Raw genomic sequence first — 18,020 nt, 5'->3', positions numbered from 1 at the left:
CCCATGACTGATCGAGCCCACACACGACTGCTGCAGGAATCCGCCGGGACGTTCGACGTCGACGCCGTCCTCTTTGACCTCGACGGCACGCTCATTGACTCCACTGTCGCCACCGAACGTGCCTGGACCTTCTGGGGCGAACGTATGGGGATCGCGGGCTACCGGCATACCGCCCATGGCCTGACGGCGCAGACTCTGGTCAATCAACTGGTGGACGAACCCCGCCGGGCCGAAGCACTTGAGCTGATCACCCGCCTGGAAATCGAAGACACCCGCGGAATCCGGCAGAAAGATGGAGTCCCCGCACTCCTGGCGGCTATTCCCCCGGAGAAGTGGACCATCGTGACCTCCTGCACCCGTGAACTGGCGCGTGCACGCATGGCGGCCGCGGGGCTGGATTGGCCGGAGCACATGGTCACCGCGGACCAGGTAACTACGGGAAAGCCGTCACCCGAGGGTTTTCTGCTGGCTGCCCGGCGGCTGGGAACGGACATCCGGCGGTGCCTGGTGGTCGAGGACGCTCCGGCAGGCCTGAGCGCCGGCCGGTCGGCGAACGCGCAGACCCTGGGCGTGACCGGAACCTACGCTGCAGACGCACTGAACGCCGACGTCGTTGTGGCTTCCCTGAACCAGCTCACCGTCTCCCGCCAGCCGGGAGGACCGCTCCTGATCGGTGTCCAGGACCGGTAATAAAAGGTTTTACCGGTGTGAGCCGGCGGAGACGGAGGCTCCGGCAGCCGCGCCGTCCGGGGCATTCGCGAGCAGCACTTCGATCAGCGTGACCGCACCCTTCTTGTCGAGCGGGTTGTTCTTGTTGCCGCATTTGGGGGACTGCACGCAGGACGGGCAGCCGCCGTCGCACTCACAGGCACGGATCGCGTCCCGGGTGGCGGTGAGCCACACGGTGGCGGCGTCATAGGCCCGTTCGGCGAAGCCGGCGCCGCCGGGATGGCCGTCATACACGAAGATCGTCGGCTTGCCGGTGTCCGCGTGCAGAGCCGTGGATACCCCGCCGATGTCCCAGCGGTCCGAGGTTGCCACCAGCGGCAGCATCCCGATCGCGGCGTGCTCGGCAGCGTGCAGCGACCCCGGGAAGTCAGCGGCCGCCAGCCCGGCACCGAGAAGCAGCTTCTCATCGATGATGAACCACACAGCCTTGGTGAAGAGCTCCTTGGCCTCCAGGTCCAGGGGTTCCTCGCCCATGATCTCGTTCGAGACCAGGGCCTTGCGCTGGAACGACACCACCTGGGTCGTCACCTTCACCGTGCCGAAGCACACGGTAATCTCGCCCCACTGTGAAGTGCGCTCGGTTTCCATCACTTCGATCTGGGTGATGTCGCGGGCCTGGGTATAGAACTCCGGATTTCCCCGCGTCACCATGGCACAGTGGTCGGCCTCGTTCAGCTCATCCACCATGAAGGTCTGGCCCTGATGCACATAGACTGCGCCGGTATGGGCCTGGTACTGGCTCTGCGCTGCATCCATGGTGCCCAGCAGCGTTCCGGTCTCCGACTCGACGATGTTGATCGGCCCGCCTCCGCTGGCACGCAGGTTCACCATGGAGGCAGCGCTCTCGGCATGGGTCCAGAACCAGCCGGCCGGACGGCGCCGCAGGTACCCCTGGGCCACCAGCGAATCCAGCAGTTTCGCAGCCGTGGGGCCGAACAGCTCCCGCTCATCCGGCGTCAGGGGCAGCTCGGCGGCCGCGGCACACAGATGCGGGCCGAGCACATAGGGGTTCGAGGGGTCGAACACCGTTGCCTCGACCGAAATATCGAAGATTGCCTCCGGATGATGCACCAGGTACGTATCGAGCGGATCGTCGCTGGCTACAAAGGCCGCCAGAGCATCCTGCCCCGACCGTCCGGCCCGGCCGATCTGCTGGAACAGGGACGCGCGCGTCCCCGGCCAACCAGCCACCAGCACGGCGTCGAGCCCGGAAATATCGATCCCCAGCTCCAGGGCCGGGGTGCTGGCAATCCCCAGCAGTGCTCCGCTGCGCAGCTGATTCTCCAGCTCCCGCCGCTCCTCCGGCAGATATCCCGAACGGTAGGCCGCCACCCGGTCCGGCAGCGACGGATGGACCTCCTCCAGCAGCCGGCGGCTGATCGTCGCTATCGCCTCCGCGCCGCGGCGGGACTTAATGAATGCGATGGTGCGGACCTGGGCCGCAACCAGGTTGGCCAGCAGATCCGAGGTTTCGGCGATCACCGTGCGCCGCTCGCGGGCACCGTTTTCCCCCTTCAGGTCGGTCAGCTGCGGTTCCCAAAGCGCCACCGTCGTCGCGCCGTGCGGGGAAAAGTCGCGGGTGAAGGCCTGGACGTCCCCGCCGATCAGCCGGCCGAAGGATTGTGCTGGATCCGCTGACGTGGCGGAGGCTCCAATGAAGACCGGATCGGCACCGTAGTAGGTGCAGATCCGCCGCAGCCGGCGCATCAGGTTGGCCACGTTGGAGCCGAAAACGCCCCGGTAGCTGTGGGCCTCATCGATGATGACGTACTTGAGCCGGCGGAAGAACCGTGCCCACCAGGCATGGTTCGGCAGCACGCCGAAGTGCAGCATGTCCGGATTGGCCAGCACCAGGTTGGCGTGGTCACGGATCCAGCGGCGCGCACCCGGGTCGGTGTCGCCGTCGTATGTTTCCGCGCGCAGCGTTGGCAGCTGCAGTGCGTTCAGGGCAGAGAGCTGGTCTGCCGCGAGTGCCTTGGTGGGGGAGAGGTACAGGGCTACCGAGCCGGTGGGTTCCAGGCTGATCCTGCCGTCCAGGGCGGTGCGGTGGATCTCATCCAGCACCGGCAGCTGGTAAGCCAGCGACTTTCCCGACGCCGTTCCGGTGGAAATGATCGTGTGCCGGCCCGCGCGGGCTGACTCGGCAGCCTCGGCCTGATGCCGCCACGGCGAGTGAACGCCCAGACGTTCATAGGCGGCCTGCACGTCAGGATGGACCCAACCGGGCCACGGCACCGTCTCCGCCTTGCGGGCCGGAATGGAATGGATGTGGACCAGCTGCTCCGGGTCTGTTCCGCCGCCGAGCAGCGGGATGAGGGAATCATGTAAGGCCACGCCGCCATTCTCCCACCGGCACGCCAGTGGCAGGCAACAAACCCGGCCCGCTCCGCGACCGGCGAAATCCGCTAGAGCCGCGGTTCGAAAATCATCACGTTGGCCAGCGATTCCCAGCCGAGGTAGCGGTACAGTTCCAGCCCGGATTCGGGTGAAATCAGCAGGCCTGTCTCCGCGTCCTGTTCCAAGGCCACCGCCGTCAGCGCCCGCATGACGTAACTGCCCAGTCCGCGGCGGCGGAAGGCCGGTTCCGTTGAGATCTTGTCATACACGGCATAGCCGTCCACCACGGCAACATGCCCGCGGGCTGCCGGTTCGCCCTCCATTGTGACGAGCACTGATCCCACCGGCCCGGACCGGAGCGTCTCGGCGTCGTAGCCGTCCGGCGTGATCGGATCCTCAATGTCCTGGCCGTCCATGTTTAGGACCATAAAAACCTCGTCCGTGGAGCGGACCGAGAGCCCGTAAACGTTGGCTGCGCCGTGCAGTTCACCCACCCGTGAAGTGACGATGGTGAACAGGCGGCTGGCGCCCTGCCGGGCAGAGGAGGCCAGTGCCGCGAACTCGTCATGTGAGGGCTCGAGGGCGAAGTACTCCCAGTCATTGGTCTTGTCGTGGAGGAAGGCCGCCGGGAACCGACCCTCGTGACGCATCTGGTACCCGCGGGCGCGGGCCCAGCCGGTAACCCAGGTTTCGAGGAGATCGTCGGTTAGTGCGTTCATGAATGAACACTAGCCCGGCAGCCGGACGGGCGGCAGGGCTGATCCCTAAATCGGATTTTGCCCGTCGGTCTACCCTTAAAGCGTGGCTTTGAACCGAATCGCTCTTTATTACGCCTTTACCCCGCTTCCGGACCCGGAAGCGATCCGTCTCTGGCAGCGTGCACTCTGCGAGAAACTCGGCCTGCGGGGCCGCATCCTCATCTCCAAGGACGGCATCAACGGAACGGTCGGCGGTGAGCTGAGCGCGGTCAAGGCCTACGTCAAGGCCACCCGCGAATATCCGGCGTTCAAGAAGATGGACATCAAGTATTCAGAAGGTTCCGCCGAGGACTTCCCGCGTCTGAGCGTGAAGGTCCGCCCGGAGATCGTCAGCTTCGGCGCTCCGGGGGAGCTGAAGGTCGACGAAAACGGCGTGGTAGGCGGCGGCACACACCTGCGCCCCGAGGAACTGCACGAACTCGTGGAGAAGAAGAAGGCCGAGGGCGAGGAGATCGTCTTCTTCGACGGCCGCAACGCCTTCGAAGCTCAGATCGGCCGGTTCAAGGGCGCCGTTGTCCCGGACGTCTCGACCACCCACGACTTCATCGCCGAACTGGACTCCGGGAAGTACGACGACCTCAAGGACAAGCCGGTGGTGACGTACTGCACCGGCGGTGTCCGCTGCGAGGTGCTCTCCGCCCTGATGGTGGACCGCGGTTTCCAGGAGGTGTACCAGATGCAGGGTGGGATCGTCCGGTACGGAGAGACTTACGGCGACAAAGGGCTCTGGGAGGGTTCCCTTTATGTCTTCGACAAGCGGATGCACATGGAATTCACGGACGACGCCGCCACGATCGGCGAGTGCGTCCGCTGCGCAGCGCCCACGAGCAAGTTTGAAAACTGTTCCAACCCCGCGTGCCGCGAACTCACGCTGTATTGCGCCGGGTGCGCCTCCGACCCCTCAACCCTTCGCTGCCCGGACGGCTGCGCAGCCTAGTCCGCGGCTCCAGCAGCCGGCGAAACGATCTCACCCAGGTTGATGACGGCCTTTTCGAACAGTTCAGCGGGGTCACAGCCGAGGCCCGCGCCCTCCTCCTGGGCAAAGCACTGCCAGGCCACCCGCCACGTGCAGGCGATGAGCTCGGCCACGAGCAGGGCAGGCATCTGGCCGAGGATATTCCGTTCGACCAGCGATCCGCTGAGCGCCGAGACCAGCTGCAGTTCCTGCCGGGCCACGCCCTGCAGGAGTCCGGGTTCGCGCAGGACCAAACGGGAAATCCGCAGGAACTCGTACTGCTGGACCTCGTAGGCGAAGTGCTTCCGGCACACCTCAATAAGCTCGCGGAGAACCTGGGCGGAGGTCAGCGCGGGGTGAAGCGGATGGGTCAGGAGCGCCTGCACCAATTCGCCCTGCCCCGGCATCGCGGCAGACTCCTTCGAGTCGAAGTAACGGAAGAAAGTGCGCTCCGAGATGCCAGCCTGCTCTGCGATCCGGGCGACGGTCGTGGCCTCGAATCCGGCGGTTTCCAGCAGATCAAGCGTTGCCCGCTGAATCTCGCCCCGGGTTGCTGCCTTGCGGTCGTCCCGTATTCCCATTCCGCGCTCCTCCCTGCTTCATGCGCGTGCAGGCGGTCGTCGGCCCGCCTTGGTTTCTGTCACAGTATGCCACGTTTGGTCAAAAATACTGTCAGTTTGTGACACAATCTATGAGTTCTAAATTATTCAGGAAGAGGAAGCATTTGAGTCACGACAGTCCCGCAGCCCCGGCAGTAGAGCGGCCCCACGCCGCCGCGCCGCCGGTATTTTCCACCAAACAACTGACGGGAATCATCGGCGCCCTGGCCCTCGCGGCCTTCGTGATGATCCTGAACGAAACCGTCCTGAGCGTGGCGCTGCCGTCGATCATGGCCGACCTGGATGTCTCAGCGGCAGCCGGCCAGTGGCTGACCACCGGCTTCCTGCTGACCATGTCCGTTGTCATCCCCACCACGGGCTTCCTGATCCAGCGGTTCTCCACGCGCAGCCTGTTCATCTTTGCGCTGCTCAGCTTCCTGGCCGGCACGCTCCTGGCGGTTTTCGCACCGAGCTTTGTCTTCCTGCTGATCGCCCGGGTCATCCAGGCTGTCGGCACCGCTATCGTCCTGCCCCTGCTGATGACCACTACGCTGTCGCTGGTTCCGGTCCGGAACCGCGGAGCGATCATGGGGCTGAACTCGATTGTGATCTCCGTGGGTCCGGCCATCGGGCCGACCGTATCCGGTGCGATCGTGAATGCCTTCAGCTGGCACTACATTTTCGTGATGATGGCACCGCTTGCCGTCCTCATTCTCATCTTCGGGATGATCTTCATCAAGATTCCGGCCAATACCCGCAAGATTCCGGTGGACGTGCTCTCGGTCATCCTGTCCGCGGTTGCCTTCGGTTTCCTCGTGTACGCGATCTCCAGCGTTGAACACGCCAGCGAGAACCTGGCGGTGACCATCGCCTCCTTCGTCATTGGCATTGCCGGGCTTGCCCTGTTTATCCGGCGGCAGGTCCGCCTCACCCGGAGCGGCCGCGAACTCCTGAACCTCACTCCGTTCAAGCACCGCCCCTTCACCTTCAGTGTGGTGATGATCATGATTGCCATGGGCACCATGCTCGGCACCGTGGTCATGATTCCGATCATCCTCCAGACCGGCAGCGGCCTGAGCACCCTGACCATCGGAATGCTGCTGCTGCCCGGTGGCCTGGTGCAGGCATTTGTGGCTCCGATTTTCGGCCGTGTCTACGACCGCTTCGGCCCCCGGCCGGTCCTGATCCCCGGCGCTGCCATGCTGGCGCTTGGCCAGTGGCTTTTCGTCACGGTGACTACGGATACCGAGCTGTGGATGTTCGTGGTCAGCCATGTGGTCTTCAGCATTGGCCTGGCCATGCTGATGACCGGTCTGCTCGCTTCCGCCATGGCTTCCCTCGAACCCCGCCTCTATGGCCACGGATCGGCAATCTTCAACACAGGCCAGCAGCTCGGTGGCGCCATCGGCACCACCATTTTCGTCACCGTGATGTCGCTGCTGTCCGCAGGAAAACTGGAAGCCGGCTCGGATCTGGCGTCGGCACTGTTCTCGGGTGCCCACGTCTCCTTCATCATCGGAGCCGTCCTGGCCACCCTTAGCCTGGTGCTCGCACCGTTCATCAAGGTCACCAGGGCGCACTAAGGCACTTCAGGCGCCGGAGCCGGGTCGTTTGCGGGTCAAACGGCCCGGCTCCTGGTTTTTGGGCGGGCAATGAAGGCCGGCAGCGGAACCTAGACTGGAACGGTGACTGATTTTTCCCGGACCCCTGGCGCTCCGCAGAGTTCGAACCTTCCGCTTCTGGCCGGCCTCGCCGCTGACCTGCAGGACGCCGGCTACACGGTCGACGGCGTTGCCGCCTTCCTGGGGGAGGAGGCCAGCGCGGCGCTGGGCCGGGAGCAGGTGGTTCCGGCACTGCTGATCTGCCGGGCGGCCGTCGAGGCAGGGGGGCCGGTGCCCCTAGCTGCCGCCGTGCAGCTGTGGCTTACCGGTGAGTCTGTGAGCCCGGCCCGGCTCGATGCCGCCTTCCCCCGCACCGGTGCCGCCGGGCTGCTGCAGCTCGGACTTGCCGAGGAGGACCCGGAGAGTCCGGAGCTTTTCCGGGCCGCCGTTGACCTGCGGCCCTATGCTTTTGACGCCGCCGCCGATGCGAATGAGGGCGCCGCCGATGCGAATGAGGGCGCCGCCACTGACGACGACGGCGACGCCGACGACGACGGCGACGCCCCCGCCCGGGACGGCGACGCCCCCGCCCGGGACGGGGACGCCCTGGCAGACAGCCCTCCCGCACCCAGCGCCGCAGTCCAGCTCTGGGTCGCCAGCGACCTCGGGGCCCACCAGCGTCCCGGGGTGCTGCCCCACGACCATGTCCTGGGGATAGGCCAGGCCTCACTGTCCCTGGCCCAGCTGACCAGCCGCCGGCCCGTGGCACGGGCACTGGATCTGGGGACCGGATGCGGCATCCAGGCCTTCCACCTGCTCAGCCATGCCGGGCACGTCACCGCAACTGACATTTCTGAACGGGCCCTGGGTTTCACCCGCTTTAACCTCCTCCTGAATGCACCCGCCCTGGGCCTCGACCCGGCCCGCCCGGAACAGCGCATCGATCTGCGGCTGGGCAGCATGCTGGAACCGGTGGCGGGGGAGCGGTTCGATCTGGTGGTTTCCAACCCGCCGTTCGTGATCACCCCGCGCTCTGCGGCCGAAACCGCTGAGGGCCGCTTCACCTACCGCGACGGCGGCATGGCCGGCGACGGCATTGTCGAAGGACTGTTCCGGAATCTCGGATCTGTCCTGGCGCCCGGCGGCACCGCCCAGATGCTCGGCAACTGGGAGATTCAGGACCCTGACCAGGAAGACCGGAACGGATGGAGCGCACGGCTGCGTTCCTGGCTGCCGGAAACCATGGACGCCTGGGTCATCCAGCGGGAAACCCTGAGCCCGGCGGAATATGCCGAAATGTGGCTGCGGGACGCGGCGGAGAACCGCGACAAGAACGAATATGCTGCCTCCTACGCCGCTTACCTTGAGGACTTTGCCTCGCGGGGCACTACCGCCGTCGGCTTCGGCCTGGTCTGGATGCGCCGCCGGGCGGATCCGGCCGCTGCCCCGCTGCACCGGTTTGAGGAAATCACCCACCCGCTCGAGTCTCCGATTGGCCCGCACCTGGGTGCCGCCGTCGACCTCTTTGACTGGGCAGCGGCCCATCCTGACCTTTCCGGCGAGCACCTGGTGGTTGCCGGGGACGTTACGGAGGAACGCCACCAGCGTCCCGGCGCGGAACATCCCGGTGTCATCCTCCTGCGGCAGGGTGCCGGCCTGCGCCGGACCAACCTGATGAGCACCGAGCTCACCGGGTTCGTCTCCGCCTGCGACGGCGACCTGTCCGCCGGGGCGATTATCGCCGCGCTGGGCTCCCTGCTTGGCCGGGAAGATCCGGAGTTCGCCCCGGGACTCGAAGCGGAAGTGCGCAACCTTATCCTGGACGGATTCCTGCTGCCCGTGCAGCCTTAGCAGCACTGCACGGATTTGGGGGTGCGTCGGCGGGCCAGACCGGTTGAGGTTACCCTTGTGCTTGGGAAAACCCCATACTGTCTTAGGATGAGCAGGCCAGCGGTCCTTTCCGCGCCTTCCTCATTTTCATTTGATCTACCCCGTACGTAGGAGAACAGTGCCAGTTAAGGCAACGGACAAGTCGGCCGGCAAAAAGAAGAAGTTGGTAATTGTCGAGTCCCCGGCCAAGGGCAAGACCATCGCCGGGTACCTCGGCGAAGGGTTTGAAGTGACGGCCTCCATGGGGCATATCCGCGATCTTCCCCAGCCCTCGGACCTTCCCGCGGAGCTGAAAAAGAGCTCGCTGGGCAAGTTCGCCGTCGACGTCGAAAAGGACTTCGAGCCGTATTACGTCGTCTCCACCGACAAGAAGAAGAAGGTCGCAGAGCTCAAGGCTGCGCTCAAGGACGCCGACGAACTTTACCTCGCAACTGACGGTGACCGCGAAGGCGAAGCCATCGCGTGGCACCTGCTCCAGGTCCTGAAGCCGAAGGTGCCCGTCCACCGCCTGACCTTCCCGGAAATCACCAAGGAAGCCATCCAGCGCGCGCTGCTGGAAATGCGGGACATCGACATTTCCATGGTTGACGCGCAGGAAACCCGCCGCATCCTGGACCGCCTGTACGGCTACGAGATCTCCCCGGTGCTCTGGCGCAAGGTAGCCCGCGGCCTGTCCGCCGGCCGCGTCCAGTCCGTTGCCACCCGTCTGGTCGTGGAGCGCGAACGCGAACGCATGGCCTTCCGCTCCGCGTCCTACTGGGACCTGCTGGGCACTTTCGCCACCTCCTCCTCGGAGACCTTCAAGGCCCGCCTGACCTCGGTGGACGGGGCCCGGATCGCCACCGGCAAGGACTTCACCGACCGCGGCGAGCTCAAGTCCAAGGCCGTCACCCACCTGGATGAAGCAGCGGCCGTATCGCTGGCCGCCGGCCTGGAATCGGCGTCGTTCACTGTCCGGTCGCTGGAAACCAAGCCCTACACCCGCCGTCCCGCAGCACCGTTCACCACCTCCACGCTGCAGCAGGAAGCCAGCCGCAAGCTGCGCTTCTCCTCCCGCGTGACCATGCAGGTGGCGCAGCGGCTGTATGAAAACGGCTACATCACCTATATGCGTACCGACTCGTCCTCGCTGTCGGACCAGGCCATCAACGCTGCGCGCCGCCAGGCTTCGGAGCTTTACGGACCCGAATACGTGCCCGAGGCCCGCCGTGTCTACAAGGGAAAGTCCAAGAACGCGCAGGAAGCACACGAGGCCATCCGCCCCGCTGGTGACTCCTTCCGCACTCCGGCACAGGTGGCGTCCTCGCTGCGCGGCGACGAATTCAAGCTCTATGAACTGATCTGGAAGCGGACCGTCGCCTCGCAGATGGCAGATGCCAAGGGCTCGACGGCGTCCGTCAAGCTGGGTGCCGTGGCCGCCGACGGGCGCGACGCCGAATTCTCAGCCTCCGGCACGGTCATCACCTTCCGCGGTTTTATGGCCGCTTATGAAGAAGGCCATGACGCCTCGCGGGACGAGGAGGACGGCGCCGGCGACGGACGCCTGCCGATCCTGAAGAAGGACGATCCGCTGACGGCAGCCGAGCTGGCAGCCGCCGGCCATGAGACCTCCCCACCGCCGCGCTTCACGGAAGCATCGCTGGTGAAAATGCTCGAAGAACTGGGCATCGGACGTCCGTCCACCTACGCGGCAACCATCTCCACCATCATGGACCGCGGCTACGTGACCAGCCGCGGCCAGGCCCTGGTCCCGAGCTGGATCGCGTTCTCCGTGGTGCGCCTGCTCGAGGAACACTTCACCGATTACGTGGACTACGACTTCACGGCCGAGCTCGAAGAGGACCTGGACCGGATCGCCCGCGGGGAAGCCGGCCGGGTGGAATGGCTGAACCAGTTCTACTACGGCGACCGCGTCGAAACCGGCCTGCACACCATCGTTAACGACCTCGGCGAAATCGACGCCCGTGCGGTGAACTCGATCGAGATCGCGGACGGCATTGTGCTGCGCGTGGGCAAATTCGGTCCGTACCTGGAACGCCCGCTGCCCGCGGACGCTCCCGAAGGCACCGAGCCGGACCGGGCCAACGTGCCGGAGGACCTGGCACCGGATGAGCTGACCGCCGAAAAGGCGATCGAACTGATGAACAGCGCCGGCCCCGAGGAGCGAGTGCTCGGCGAGGACCCGGAAACCGGACGCACCATTGTGGCGCGCAACGGCCGCTACGGACCCTACGTCATCGAGCTCATTCCGGAACCGACCGCCGAGGAACTGGCCAACCAGCCGGTGGAGTACTACAAGAACGGCAAGCCCAAGCCGCCGAAGAAGCCCGTCAAGGTCAAGCCGCGCACCGGTTCGCTGTTCAAGTCGATGAGCGTGGAGACGGTCACCCTTGAAGAAGCCCTGAAGCTGATGCGCCTGCCCCGCGTGCTGGGCACCGACGCTGAGGGCAACGAGATCACCGTGCAGAACGGCCGGTTCGGCCCGTACCTGAAGAAGGGGACGGACTCCCGCTCGATCGGGTCGGAGGAGGAGATCTTCACGATCACCCTCGAGCAGGCACTGGAGATCTACTCGCAGCCCAAGCAGCGCGGCGGGCGCCAGGCCGCCGCTCCGCTGGCAGAGTTCGGCACCGACCCCGTTTCGGAAAAGCCCATTGTGGTGAAGGACGGACGCTTCGGCCCGTACATCACCGACGGCATCACGAACATCACGGTTCCGCGCTCCACTGCGATCGAGGAACTCACCCGGGAACAGGCCGTGGAACTGCTGGCCGAGAAGCGCGAGAAGGGCCCGGCCAAAAAGCCCGTCCGCAAGCGCGCCACGGCGAAGAAGTAGGCCGATGCCGGCTGCCGGGCGTCTGCTCCGGGTCCCTGCGCGGGGCCCGGCGCAGGCGTGCGGCCGCGGCGGAGCCATAATGGAACCATGCGACTAGGCGTCCTGGATATTGGTTCCAACACCGTCCACCTGCTCCTGGTGGACGCCCATCCGGGTGCCCGCCCGGTGCCCTTCGCCTCCCACAAGCGGCCGCTGCAGCTGGTGGCCCACCTGGATGACAGCGGAGCCATCACAGCCGAGGGCCAGCGCCTGCTGGTCGAATTCGTGGAAGAAGCCCGTGAGTTTGCCGAACGCCACCGGGCGCAGGACTTGCTGGCCTTCTGCACCTCGGCCATTCGGGAAGCCGTCAACGGTCCGTCCGTGCTGGATCACGTGGAACTCCAAACCGGCGTCGCACTCAGGGAACTAAGCGGACGGCAGGAAGCGTCCATGACCTACCTGGCCGCGCGGCGCTGGTACGGCTGGGGCGCGGGGACACTCCTGGACCTGGACATCGGCGGCGGTTCCTTCGAGATGGCGCAGGGCGAGGATGAACTGCCCGACGTCGCCGTCTCCGTGCCGCTGGGCGCCGGCCGGCTCACCCGGGACTGGCTGGACGGTGATCCGCCGGCCCCGGAAAGCATTGATGCGCTGCGTGCGTACATCCGCAACACTGTGCATGACGCGGCCCTGGAATTCCTGCCGTACGGGACACCAAACCTGGCTACCGGCACCTCCAAGACGTTCCGTTCGCTGGCCCGCCTGACGGGCGCGGCGCCGTCGTCGGCCGGTCCCTACACCCGGCGCAAGCTGCGCCGGAAGGACCTCACCCGGCTGGCCCTGCGGCTTTCCACCATGAGCGTGACCGAGCGGTCCAGCCTTGACGGGGTCTCCGCCCTCCGGGCACCCCAGTTGCTGGCCGGCGCGCTGGTCGCTGAGGCGGCGATGGAAGCCTTCGACCTCAAGTCCCTGCAGATCTGCCCCTGGGCGCTGCGCGAAGGCCTGATCCTGCAGCGTTTGGATACGCTGCGCTTTGATACCCCGGGCCCCCTGCCGGCCGGGCCTGAACCTTACCTGCCAGATTCTGCCGGGACCCTGGTCCTGGCTGCTGCCGGTGAACCGAGCGGAAGTGCAACGCCATGACCCTAACCTCCCCCAAGCCGGTCCAGCCGGCTGTCAACCTGCCAACCATCCCGGTGGCCCTGTCCAGCTCCTCGGTCTACCCGCTGTCCGTCCACGACACGTTTGCCGTGGCGCATGACCTGGGCTACGACGGGGTGGAGGTGATGGTCACGGGCAGCCAGATCAGCCGGAACCCGGACACCGTCAAGGGGCTGATCGAGAGGTACCAGCTGCCGGTGCTGGCCATCCATGCTCCCACTCTGCTGCTCACCCAGCAGGTCTGGGGCAAGGCCTGGACCAAGATTGAACTTTCCGCGGCGATGGCCGCTGAAGTCGGCGCACGAATCGTGGTGGCGCACCCACCGTTCCGGTGGCAGACCGGATACGCGGAGAACTTCGCTGAAGGGGTACGGCGGATCGCTGAGGACTACGGCGTCATCATCGCTGTGGAAAATATGTATCCGTGGCGTGTCCGCGGCCGCGAGACGAAGGCCTACCTGCCGCACTGGAATCCGCTGCCGGAACCGTATGAGCACGTGACCTGGGACTTCTCCCACGCCGCGATTGCCGGAATGGATTCCTATCAGGAGATCCGCAAACTCGGCAGCCGGCTCAGCCACGTGCATCTAACGGACGGAACCCCGAACGGCAAGGACGAACACCTGCTGCCGGGGGAGGGGACTCAGCGCTGCGCCGAGACACTGCAGTACCTGTCAGAGACCGGTTACAGTGGGACAGTAGCCATTGAAGTCAGTACCCGCCGGGCCAAGGAACCGGGGGAACGCGAGGAGATGCTGCGGCAGACCCTGGAGTTCGCCCGGGTGAACCTCAATCAGGTGCTCGACGAATAGACCGCCTTGATTGCCGGGTGCGGGCAGCCCACCGGCAATTCCGCGCGTCGGACAACGTTCGGCCCAGCCGCGGGCCCGTGAAAGAATCGGGGCATGCAAAATCTCCCCCGACTTTCCTTCCTCGGCTGCGGTTCCATGAACGAAGCCATCCTCGGCGGTATCCTGGCCGGCGGTTTCCCGGCGGACCGGATTACTGCCACGGTCCGCCGTGCCGACCGCGCAGCGGAACTGCGGCAGCGGCACGGGATCACTGTCCTGGCCGGTTCGGAGGACGGCGGCGCAAACCGCACCGCCGCAGCGGAAGCCGACATTGTGATTGTTGGGGTGAAGCCCGTTGGCGTCCGCGCCATGCTCACCGAGGTGGCCGGTTCCCTGGCCCCGGGAGCCGTCGTCGTCAGTGTCGCCGCAGCAGTGCCCCTGGAACTCATGGAAGCCGCGCTGCCGGCCGGGACACAGGTGATCCGCACCATGCCCAATACCCCCGCCAAGGTGGGCCGCGGCGTCACCGCGCTGGCTCCGGGTTCCTCGGCCACCCCCGAATCGGTGGAAGTGGTTCGTTCCCTGCTTTCCAGCACCGGCCGCGTCGTCGAGGTGCCCGAAAACCAGCTGGACGCCGTCGGCTCCGTCAGCGGGTCCGGCCCCGCCTACGCCTTCTACCTGGCGGAGGCGATGGCCAAGGCAGGCGTGGAGCTGGGCCTGGACCCGGAGCTCGCCGCCGTCCTGGCGGCTGAGACCGTGGCGGGTGCCGGCGCCATGCTGGCCGAGCCGGGCGCGGACGCTGCTGCTTTGCGCAAGGCAGTGACCAGCCCCAACGGGACCACGGAAGCCGCGATCCGCGTCTTCAACGAACAGGACCTGCCCGGAACCATCGCGGCCGGCATGGCTGCCGCCGCGGACCGTTCAGCGGCGATTACCGCGGAGCTCACCGCGGCTTCCTAGGGCGCAGCCGGGTGGGTTACGGCCGGGCCGCGAAGCGCTCCAGCAGGTCAACGTGCCCGGAGACGATCAGCACGTCCCGGCTGGATACCTTGGTGTCAGCCTGCGCGTAGGTGAAGTCCTCGCCCGGTGATTTCACGCCCACGATCGTCACGCCGTACTTGGACCGGACATTGGATTCGCGCAGCGTGAAGCCCTGGGTTTCCTTGGGCGGATACATCTTCACGATGGCGAAATCGTCGTCGAACTCGATGAAATCGAGCATCCGGCCGCCGACCAGGTGCGCGGCGCGCTGCCCGGCGTCAGCCTCCGGGTAGATCACGTGGTTGGCGCCGATCCGGGTCAGGATCTTGCCGTGGGCCGGGGTGATGGCCTTGACCCAGAGGTGCTCGATGCCCAGGTCCACCAGGTTCACCGTGATCAGCACGCTGGATTCGATCGAGGTGCCCACGCCTACGACGGCGGCGGAAAAGTCCTGCGCGCCCAGCTGCTTGAGCGCGTCGATGTTGGTGGCATCGGCCTGCACCACATGCGTGAGCTTGCCGGCTGCTTTCTGGACCAGATCCGGATCCCGTTCGATGGCCAGGACCTCCCGGCCCTGCTTCACAAGCTGCTCGGCCGTGGCGGAACCGAAACGGCCCAGTCCGATCACCAGGACGGGAGCATTATGCGGCGGTCTTTCAGCCAATGATGGGCCTTTCTTCCGGGTAGTGGTACAGCGGCTTGCGCTGCCGAAGTGCTAGGGCGGCCGCGAGCGTGATCGTTCCGACGCGTCCGGCGAACATGGTTGCGGCCAGCACGTACTTGCCTGCCGGCGGCAGCTCAGGGCTCAGCCCAACACTTAGTCCTACGGTAGCGAATGCGGAGATCACCTCGAACAGTACCGGCTGCAGGGTCTCGTCCGTGATGACCAGCAGCGCCAGGGTTGCGACGGCGACCATGGTGGCACCGAGCATCACCACGGAGATCGCAACCCGGAGGGCACCTGCGGGGATGTTCCGGGCAAAGGCCCGCACATCCGTGTCACCGCGGGCCTCCGCGATGATGGCCAGGAAGATCACTGCGATGGTGGTGACCTTGATGCCGCCGGCGGTTGAAGCGGAACCTCCGCCGGCGAACATCAGCATGTCCGTGATCACCAGGGTGCTGGCATCCTGGTCGGCCATCTCGACCAGGCTGAACCCGCCCGAGCGCATCATGACTGAGGCGAAAATGGCGTGCAGGATCTTCTCGCCAACGCCCATGCCGGCAATGGTCCGCTCGTTGAACCACTCGAACGCGGCCCAGAGCAGGCTTCCGGCACCCAGCAGGATGAAGGAGACCACCAGCGTCAGCTTGGTGTGCAGGTTCCATCCCCGAGGCCGCAGCCGGGTCTGGAGCAGGACCATGATGACCGGGAAACCAAGGGAACCGATGAACACGCCCAGCATCAGGGGGATAAGAATCCAGGGATCGTTTTCGTACGGAACCAGGCCGTCCGAGTGCGGAGTGAACCCGGCATTGTTGAACGAGGAGATGGAGTAGAACACCGCGTGCCAGATGGCCTGGCCCGGGGATTCACCGAGCACCATAAAGCGCGGGGCCAGCACCGCAGCGAGGGCCAGCTCGATCAACACGGTGGTGGCCACAACAATCCGCAGCAGCGAACCCACCTCGCCAAGCCGGCCGGTGTTCATGCCCTCCTGGGCAATCAGCTTCCCGCGCACACCGAGGCGGCGGTTCACAGCCAGCGCCAGGAGCGAGGCCATGGTCAGGATGCCCAGCCCGCCGACCTGGATGGCCACCAGGATCAGCACCTGCCCGAATACTGACCAGTACGCTGCGGTGGAAACTACGGTCAAGCCGGTAACGCAGACCGCGGAAACGGCCGTGAACATCGCATCATGCAGCGGCGTGACTTCGCCGGACGCGGAGGCCGCCGGAAGGGACAGCAGCGCTGTAAAGACCAGGATCACCAGGCTGAAGACAATGAGGGCCAGACGCGCGGGGGAGCTGTTGGCGACGGCGTCAATGAAGTCCCGGCCTGCTGCGACAAAGCCGAGGGGACGGCGTTGGCGCGTCTGCAGCGGAGGCTGCTGTGGGGATGCCATGGGTCGAAAAATTCCAGTTCTGTGCGCTGTGGTCCTGCTGAGTAGTAAACCACTTAACGTTGCCGGCGGCGGTGCGGGGCACGGAGAGCGGATCGCGTAGCCTGTGACCATGACGAGTACCGGGCTCAGCCTCCCCTCGATCCCCACCTGCATCGTGTGGAACGAGTCACTGCTGGCTTATAACTTTGGCCCCGGTCATCCCATGAATCCGCTCCGGCTGGACCTGACCGCCCGGCTGGCGAAGGAGCTTGGAATTTTTGACCTGCCGCAGGTCACCCTGGGGGAACCGTTCGTCGCCGGGGACGCCCAGCTCGCCACGGTGCACGAGCCCGGTTATATTGCGGCCGTCCGGGAGGCCAGCCGCAACCCTGACCGTTGCAACGAGGCCCTGGGCCTGGGAACGGAGGACGACCCGGCGTTCGAAGGAATGCATGAGGCCAGCGCCAGGCTGGTGGGCGGCTCGCTCGCCGCCGCGGAGGCTGTGCTGTCCGGCGAGGCCCTGCACGCCGTGAACTTCAGCGGCGGCATGCACCATGCCGCGGCAGGCAGGGCCTCAGGTTTCTGCATCTACAACGACGCCGCCGCCGCCATCGCGCGGTTCCTGGATGCAGGCTATTCCCGGGTCCTGTACATCGACGTCGACGCGCACCACGGCGACGGAACCCAGTCGATTTTCTGGAACGATCCGCGCGTCATGACTATTTCGCTGCACGAAACCGGGCTGACCCTTTTCCCAGGCACGGGTTTCGCGAACGAGTCGGGCGGACCGGATGCGGCCGGCACGGCCGTGAACGTAGCGCTGCCTGCGCGCACCACGGACGCCGGCTGGCTGCGGGCCTTCCACGCCGTCGTCCCCCAGCTGACCGGGGCGTTCGCGCCGGAGGTGATCATCAGCCAGCACGGCTGCGACGGCCACCGGGACGATCCGCTTTCCAACCTTCGCCTGTCCGTGGAGACACAGCGGCAGGCCGCACTCAGCATCTCCGGCTTGGCGGATCAGTTCTGCGAAGGCCGGTGGGTGGCCACCGGCGGCGGCGGATACAACGTGGCCAGCGTGGTTCCGCGGTCCTGGAGCCTCCTGCTGGCGGTGGCAGCGAACACCCGGATGCCGGTCACAACGCCGGTGCCGCGCAGCTGGCGGGACTACGTCCGCGAACGGCACGGCATCGAAACCCCGCCCGCCCTGGGCGACGGTGAGGACGTGTGGTGGCGCTCCTGGGAGGTCGGCTACGACCCCAATGACGAGATCGACCGGACAGTCATGGCGACCCGCAAGGAAGTTTTTCCGCTGCACGGCCTGGACCCCTGGTTCGACTGACCGGCGCGGACCCCTCCGT

Annotated in this window: 14 protein-coding genes; 9 read left to right on the top strand and 5 right to left on the bottom strand. The window is 66.0% G+C overall.

The window, feature by feature from the left end; translation table 11 throughout:
- Positions 1-3: 3 nt before the first annotated feature.
- Complete coding sequence (locus H9638_RS12000; protein WP_191747604.1) at positions 4-690, top strand: HAD-IA family hydrolase; 687 nt, start codon at positions 4-6, stop codon at positions 688-690.
- A 9-nt stretch (positions 691-699) separates the two neighbouring features.
- Here the strand turns inward: H9638_RS12000 and H9638_RS11995 are convergent, their stop codons facing one another.
- Positions 700-3,063 (bottom strand): DEAD/DEAH box helicase, encoded by a 2,364-nt coding sequence (locus H9638_RS11995; protein WP_191747602.1) that lies wholly within the window; start codon positions 3,061-3,063, stop codon positions 700-702.
- A 71-nt stretch (positions 3,064-3,134) separates the two neighbouring features.
- Entirely contained in the window at positions 3,135-3,785 is a 651-nt protein-coding gene (locus H9638_RS11990; RefSeq protein ID WP_191747600.1) for a GNAT family N-acetyltransferase, read from the bottom strand.
- 82 nt (positions 3,786-3,867) lie between these two features.
- Between H9638_RS11990 and trhO the strand changes: the two genes are divergently transcribed.
- The gene (gene trhO / locus H9638_RS11985; RefSeq protein ID WP_191747599.1) at positions 3,868-4,761 is read left to right on the top strand and encodes an oxygen-dependent tRNA uridine(34) hydroxylase TrhO; all 894 of its coding nucleotides are present in this window, start codon (positions 3,868-3,870) and stop codon (positions 4,759-4,761) included.
- Here the strand turns inward: trhO and H9638_RS11980 are convergent.
- On the bottom strand, positions 4,758-5,360 hold the full coding sequence (locus H9638_RS11980; protein WP_191747598.1) for a TetR family transcriptional regulator: 603 nt from the start codon (positions 5,358-5,360) through the stop codon (positions 4,758-4,760). The two genes, trhO and H9638_RS11980, sit on opposite strands and share 4 nt — an antisense overlap.
- A 143-nt stretch (positions 5,361-5,503) precedes the next feature.
- Here H9638_RS11980 and H9638_RS11975 point away from each other — a divergent pair, with 143 nt between their 5' ends.
- The 6 genes from H9638_RS11975 to proC all read left to right on the top strand — a co-directional run bounded on the left by H9638_RS11975 (position 5,504) and on the right by proC (position 14,596).
- Positions 5,504-6,961, top strand: coding sequence for an MDR family MFS transporter (locus tag H9638_RS11975; RefSeq protein WP_225217346.1), 1,458 nt, complete (start codon positions 5,504-5,506; stop codon positions 6,959-6,961).
- A gap of 102 nt (positions 6,962-7,063) precedes the next feature.
- On the top strand, positions 7,064-8,830 hold the full coding sequence (locus tag H9638_RS11970; RefSeq protein ID WP_318241863.1) for a DUF7059 domain-containing protein: 1,767 nt from the start codon (positions 7,064-7,066) through the stop codon (positions 8,828-8,830).
- Between the two features lie 157 nt (positions 8,831-8,987).
- Positions 8,988-11,705, top strand: coding sequence for a type I DNA topoisomerase (gene topA, locus H9638_RS11965; protein ID WP_191747596.1), 2,718 nt, complete (start codon positions 8,988-8,990; stop codon positions 11,703-11,705).
- A gap of 87 nt (positions 11,706-11,792) precedes the next feature.
- Complete coding sequence (locus H9638_RS11960; RefSeq protein ID WP_191747595.1) at positions 11,793-12,827, top strand: Ppx/GppA phosphatase family protein; 1,035 nt, start codon at positions 11,793-11,795, stop codon at positions 12,825-12,827.
- On the top strand, positions 12,824-13,657 hold the full coding sequence (locus H9638_RS11955; protein WP_191747593.1) for a sugar phosphate isomerase/epimerase family protein: 834 nt from the start codon (positions 12,824-12,826) through the stop codon (positions 13,655-13,657). Before H9638_RS11960 ends, H9638_RS11955 begins: the two co-directional genes overlap by 4 nt.
- Before the next feature lie 93 nt (positions 13,658-13,750).
- Complete coding sequence (proC, locus tag H9638_RS11950) at positions 13,751-14,596, top strand: pyrroline-5-carboxylate reductase (RefSeq protein WP_191747591.1); 846 nt, start codon at positions 13,751-13,753, stop codon at positions 14,594-14,596.
- A gap of 16 nt (positions 14,597-14,612) precedes the next feature.
- Here proC and H9638_RS11945 read toward each other — a convergent pair whose 3' ends face one another.
- Together H9638_RS11945 and H9638_RS11940 are read right to left on the bottom strand one after the other, a co-directional pair.
- Positions 14,613-15,281, bottom strand: a complete 669-nt coding sequence (locus H9638_RS11945) for a potassium channel family protein (protein WP_066296444.1) — start codon at positions 15,279-15,281, stop codon at positions 14,613-14,615.
- Entirely contained in the window at positions 15,274-16,683 is a 1,410-nt protein-coding gene (locus H9638_RS11940; RefSeq protein WP_191747589.1) for a TrkH family potassium uptake protein, read from the bottom strand. Before H9638_RS11940 ends, H9638_RS11945 begins: the two co-directional genes overlap by 8 nt.
- Positions 16,684-16,792: 109 nt before the next feature.
- Here H9638_RS11940 and H9638_RS11935 point away from each other — a divergent pair, with 109 nt between their 5' ends.
- Positions 16,793-18,001 (top strand): acetoin utilization protein AcuC, encoded by a 1,209-nt coding sequence (locus tag H9638_RS11935; RefSeq protein ID WP_191747587.1) that lies wholly within the window; start codon positions 16,793-16,795, stop codon positions 17,999-18,001.
- Positions 18,002-18,020: the final 19 nt, after the last annotated feature.

It is taken from the genome of Arthrobacter pullicola (assembly GCF_014836875.1).
GTDB classification, from domain to species: domain Bacteria; phylum Actinomycetota; class Actinomycetes; order Actinomycetales; family Micrococcaceae; genus Arthrobacter_B; species Arthrobacter_B pullicola.
The sequence above is the reverse complement of the archived record's forward strand: the minus strand, read 5'-3'. Positions and strand labels throughout refer to the sequence as shown.

Bases quoted from the DNA above. Each gene is read 5' to 3' on its own strand.
- proC (WP_191747591.1), top strand. From the start codon at position 13,751: ATGCAAAATCTCCCCCGACTTTCCTTCCTCGGCTGCGGTTCCATGAAC.
- H9638_RS11955 (WP_191747593.1), top strand. From the start codon at position 12,824: ATGACCCTAACCTCCCCCAAGCCGGTCCAGCCGGCTGTCAACCTGCCA.
- H9638_RS11980 (WP_191747598.1), bottom strand. From the start codon at position 5,360: ATGGGAATACGGGACGACCGCAAGGCAGCAACCCGGGGCGAGATTCAG.
- H9638_RS11990 (WP_191747600.1), bottom strand. From the start codon at position 3,785: ATGAACGCACTAACCGACGATCTCCTCGAAACCTGGGTTACCGGCTGG.
- H9638_RS12000 (WP_191747604.1), top strand. From the start codon at position 4: ATGACTGATCGAGCCCACACACGACTGCTGCAGGAATCCGCCGGGACG.
- H9638_RS11940 (WP_191747589.1), bottom strand. From the start codon at position 16,683: ATGGCATCCCCACAGCAGCCTCCGCTGCAGACGCGCCAACGCCGTCCC.
- H9638_RS11960 (WP_191747595.1), top strand. From the start codon at position 11,793: ATGCGACTAGGCGTCCTGGATATTGGTTCCAACACCGTCCACCTGCTC.
- H9638_RS11935 (WP_191747587.1), top strand. From the start codon at position 16,793: ATGACGAGTACCGGGCTCAGCCTCCCCTCGATCCCCACCTGCATCGTG.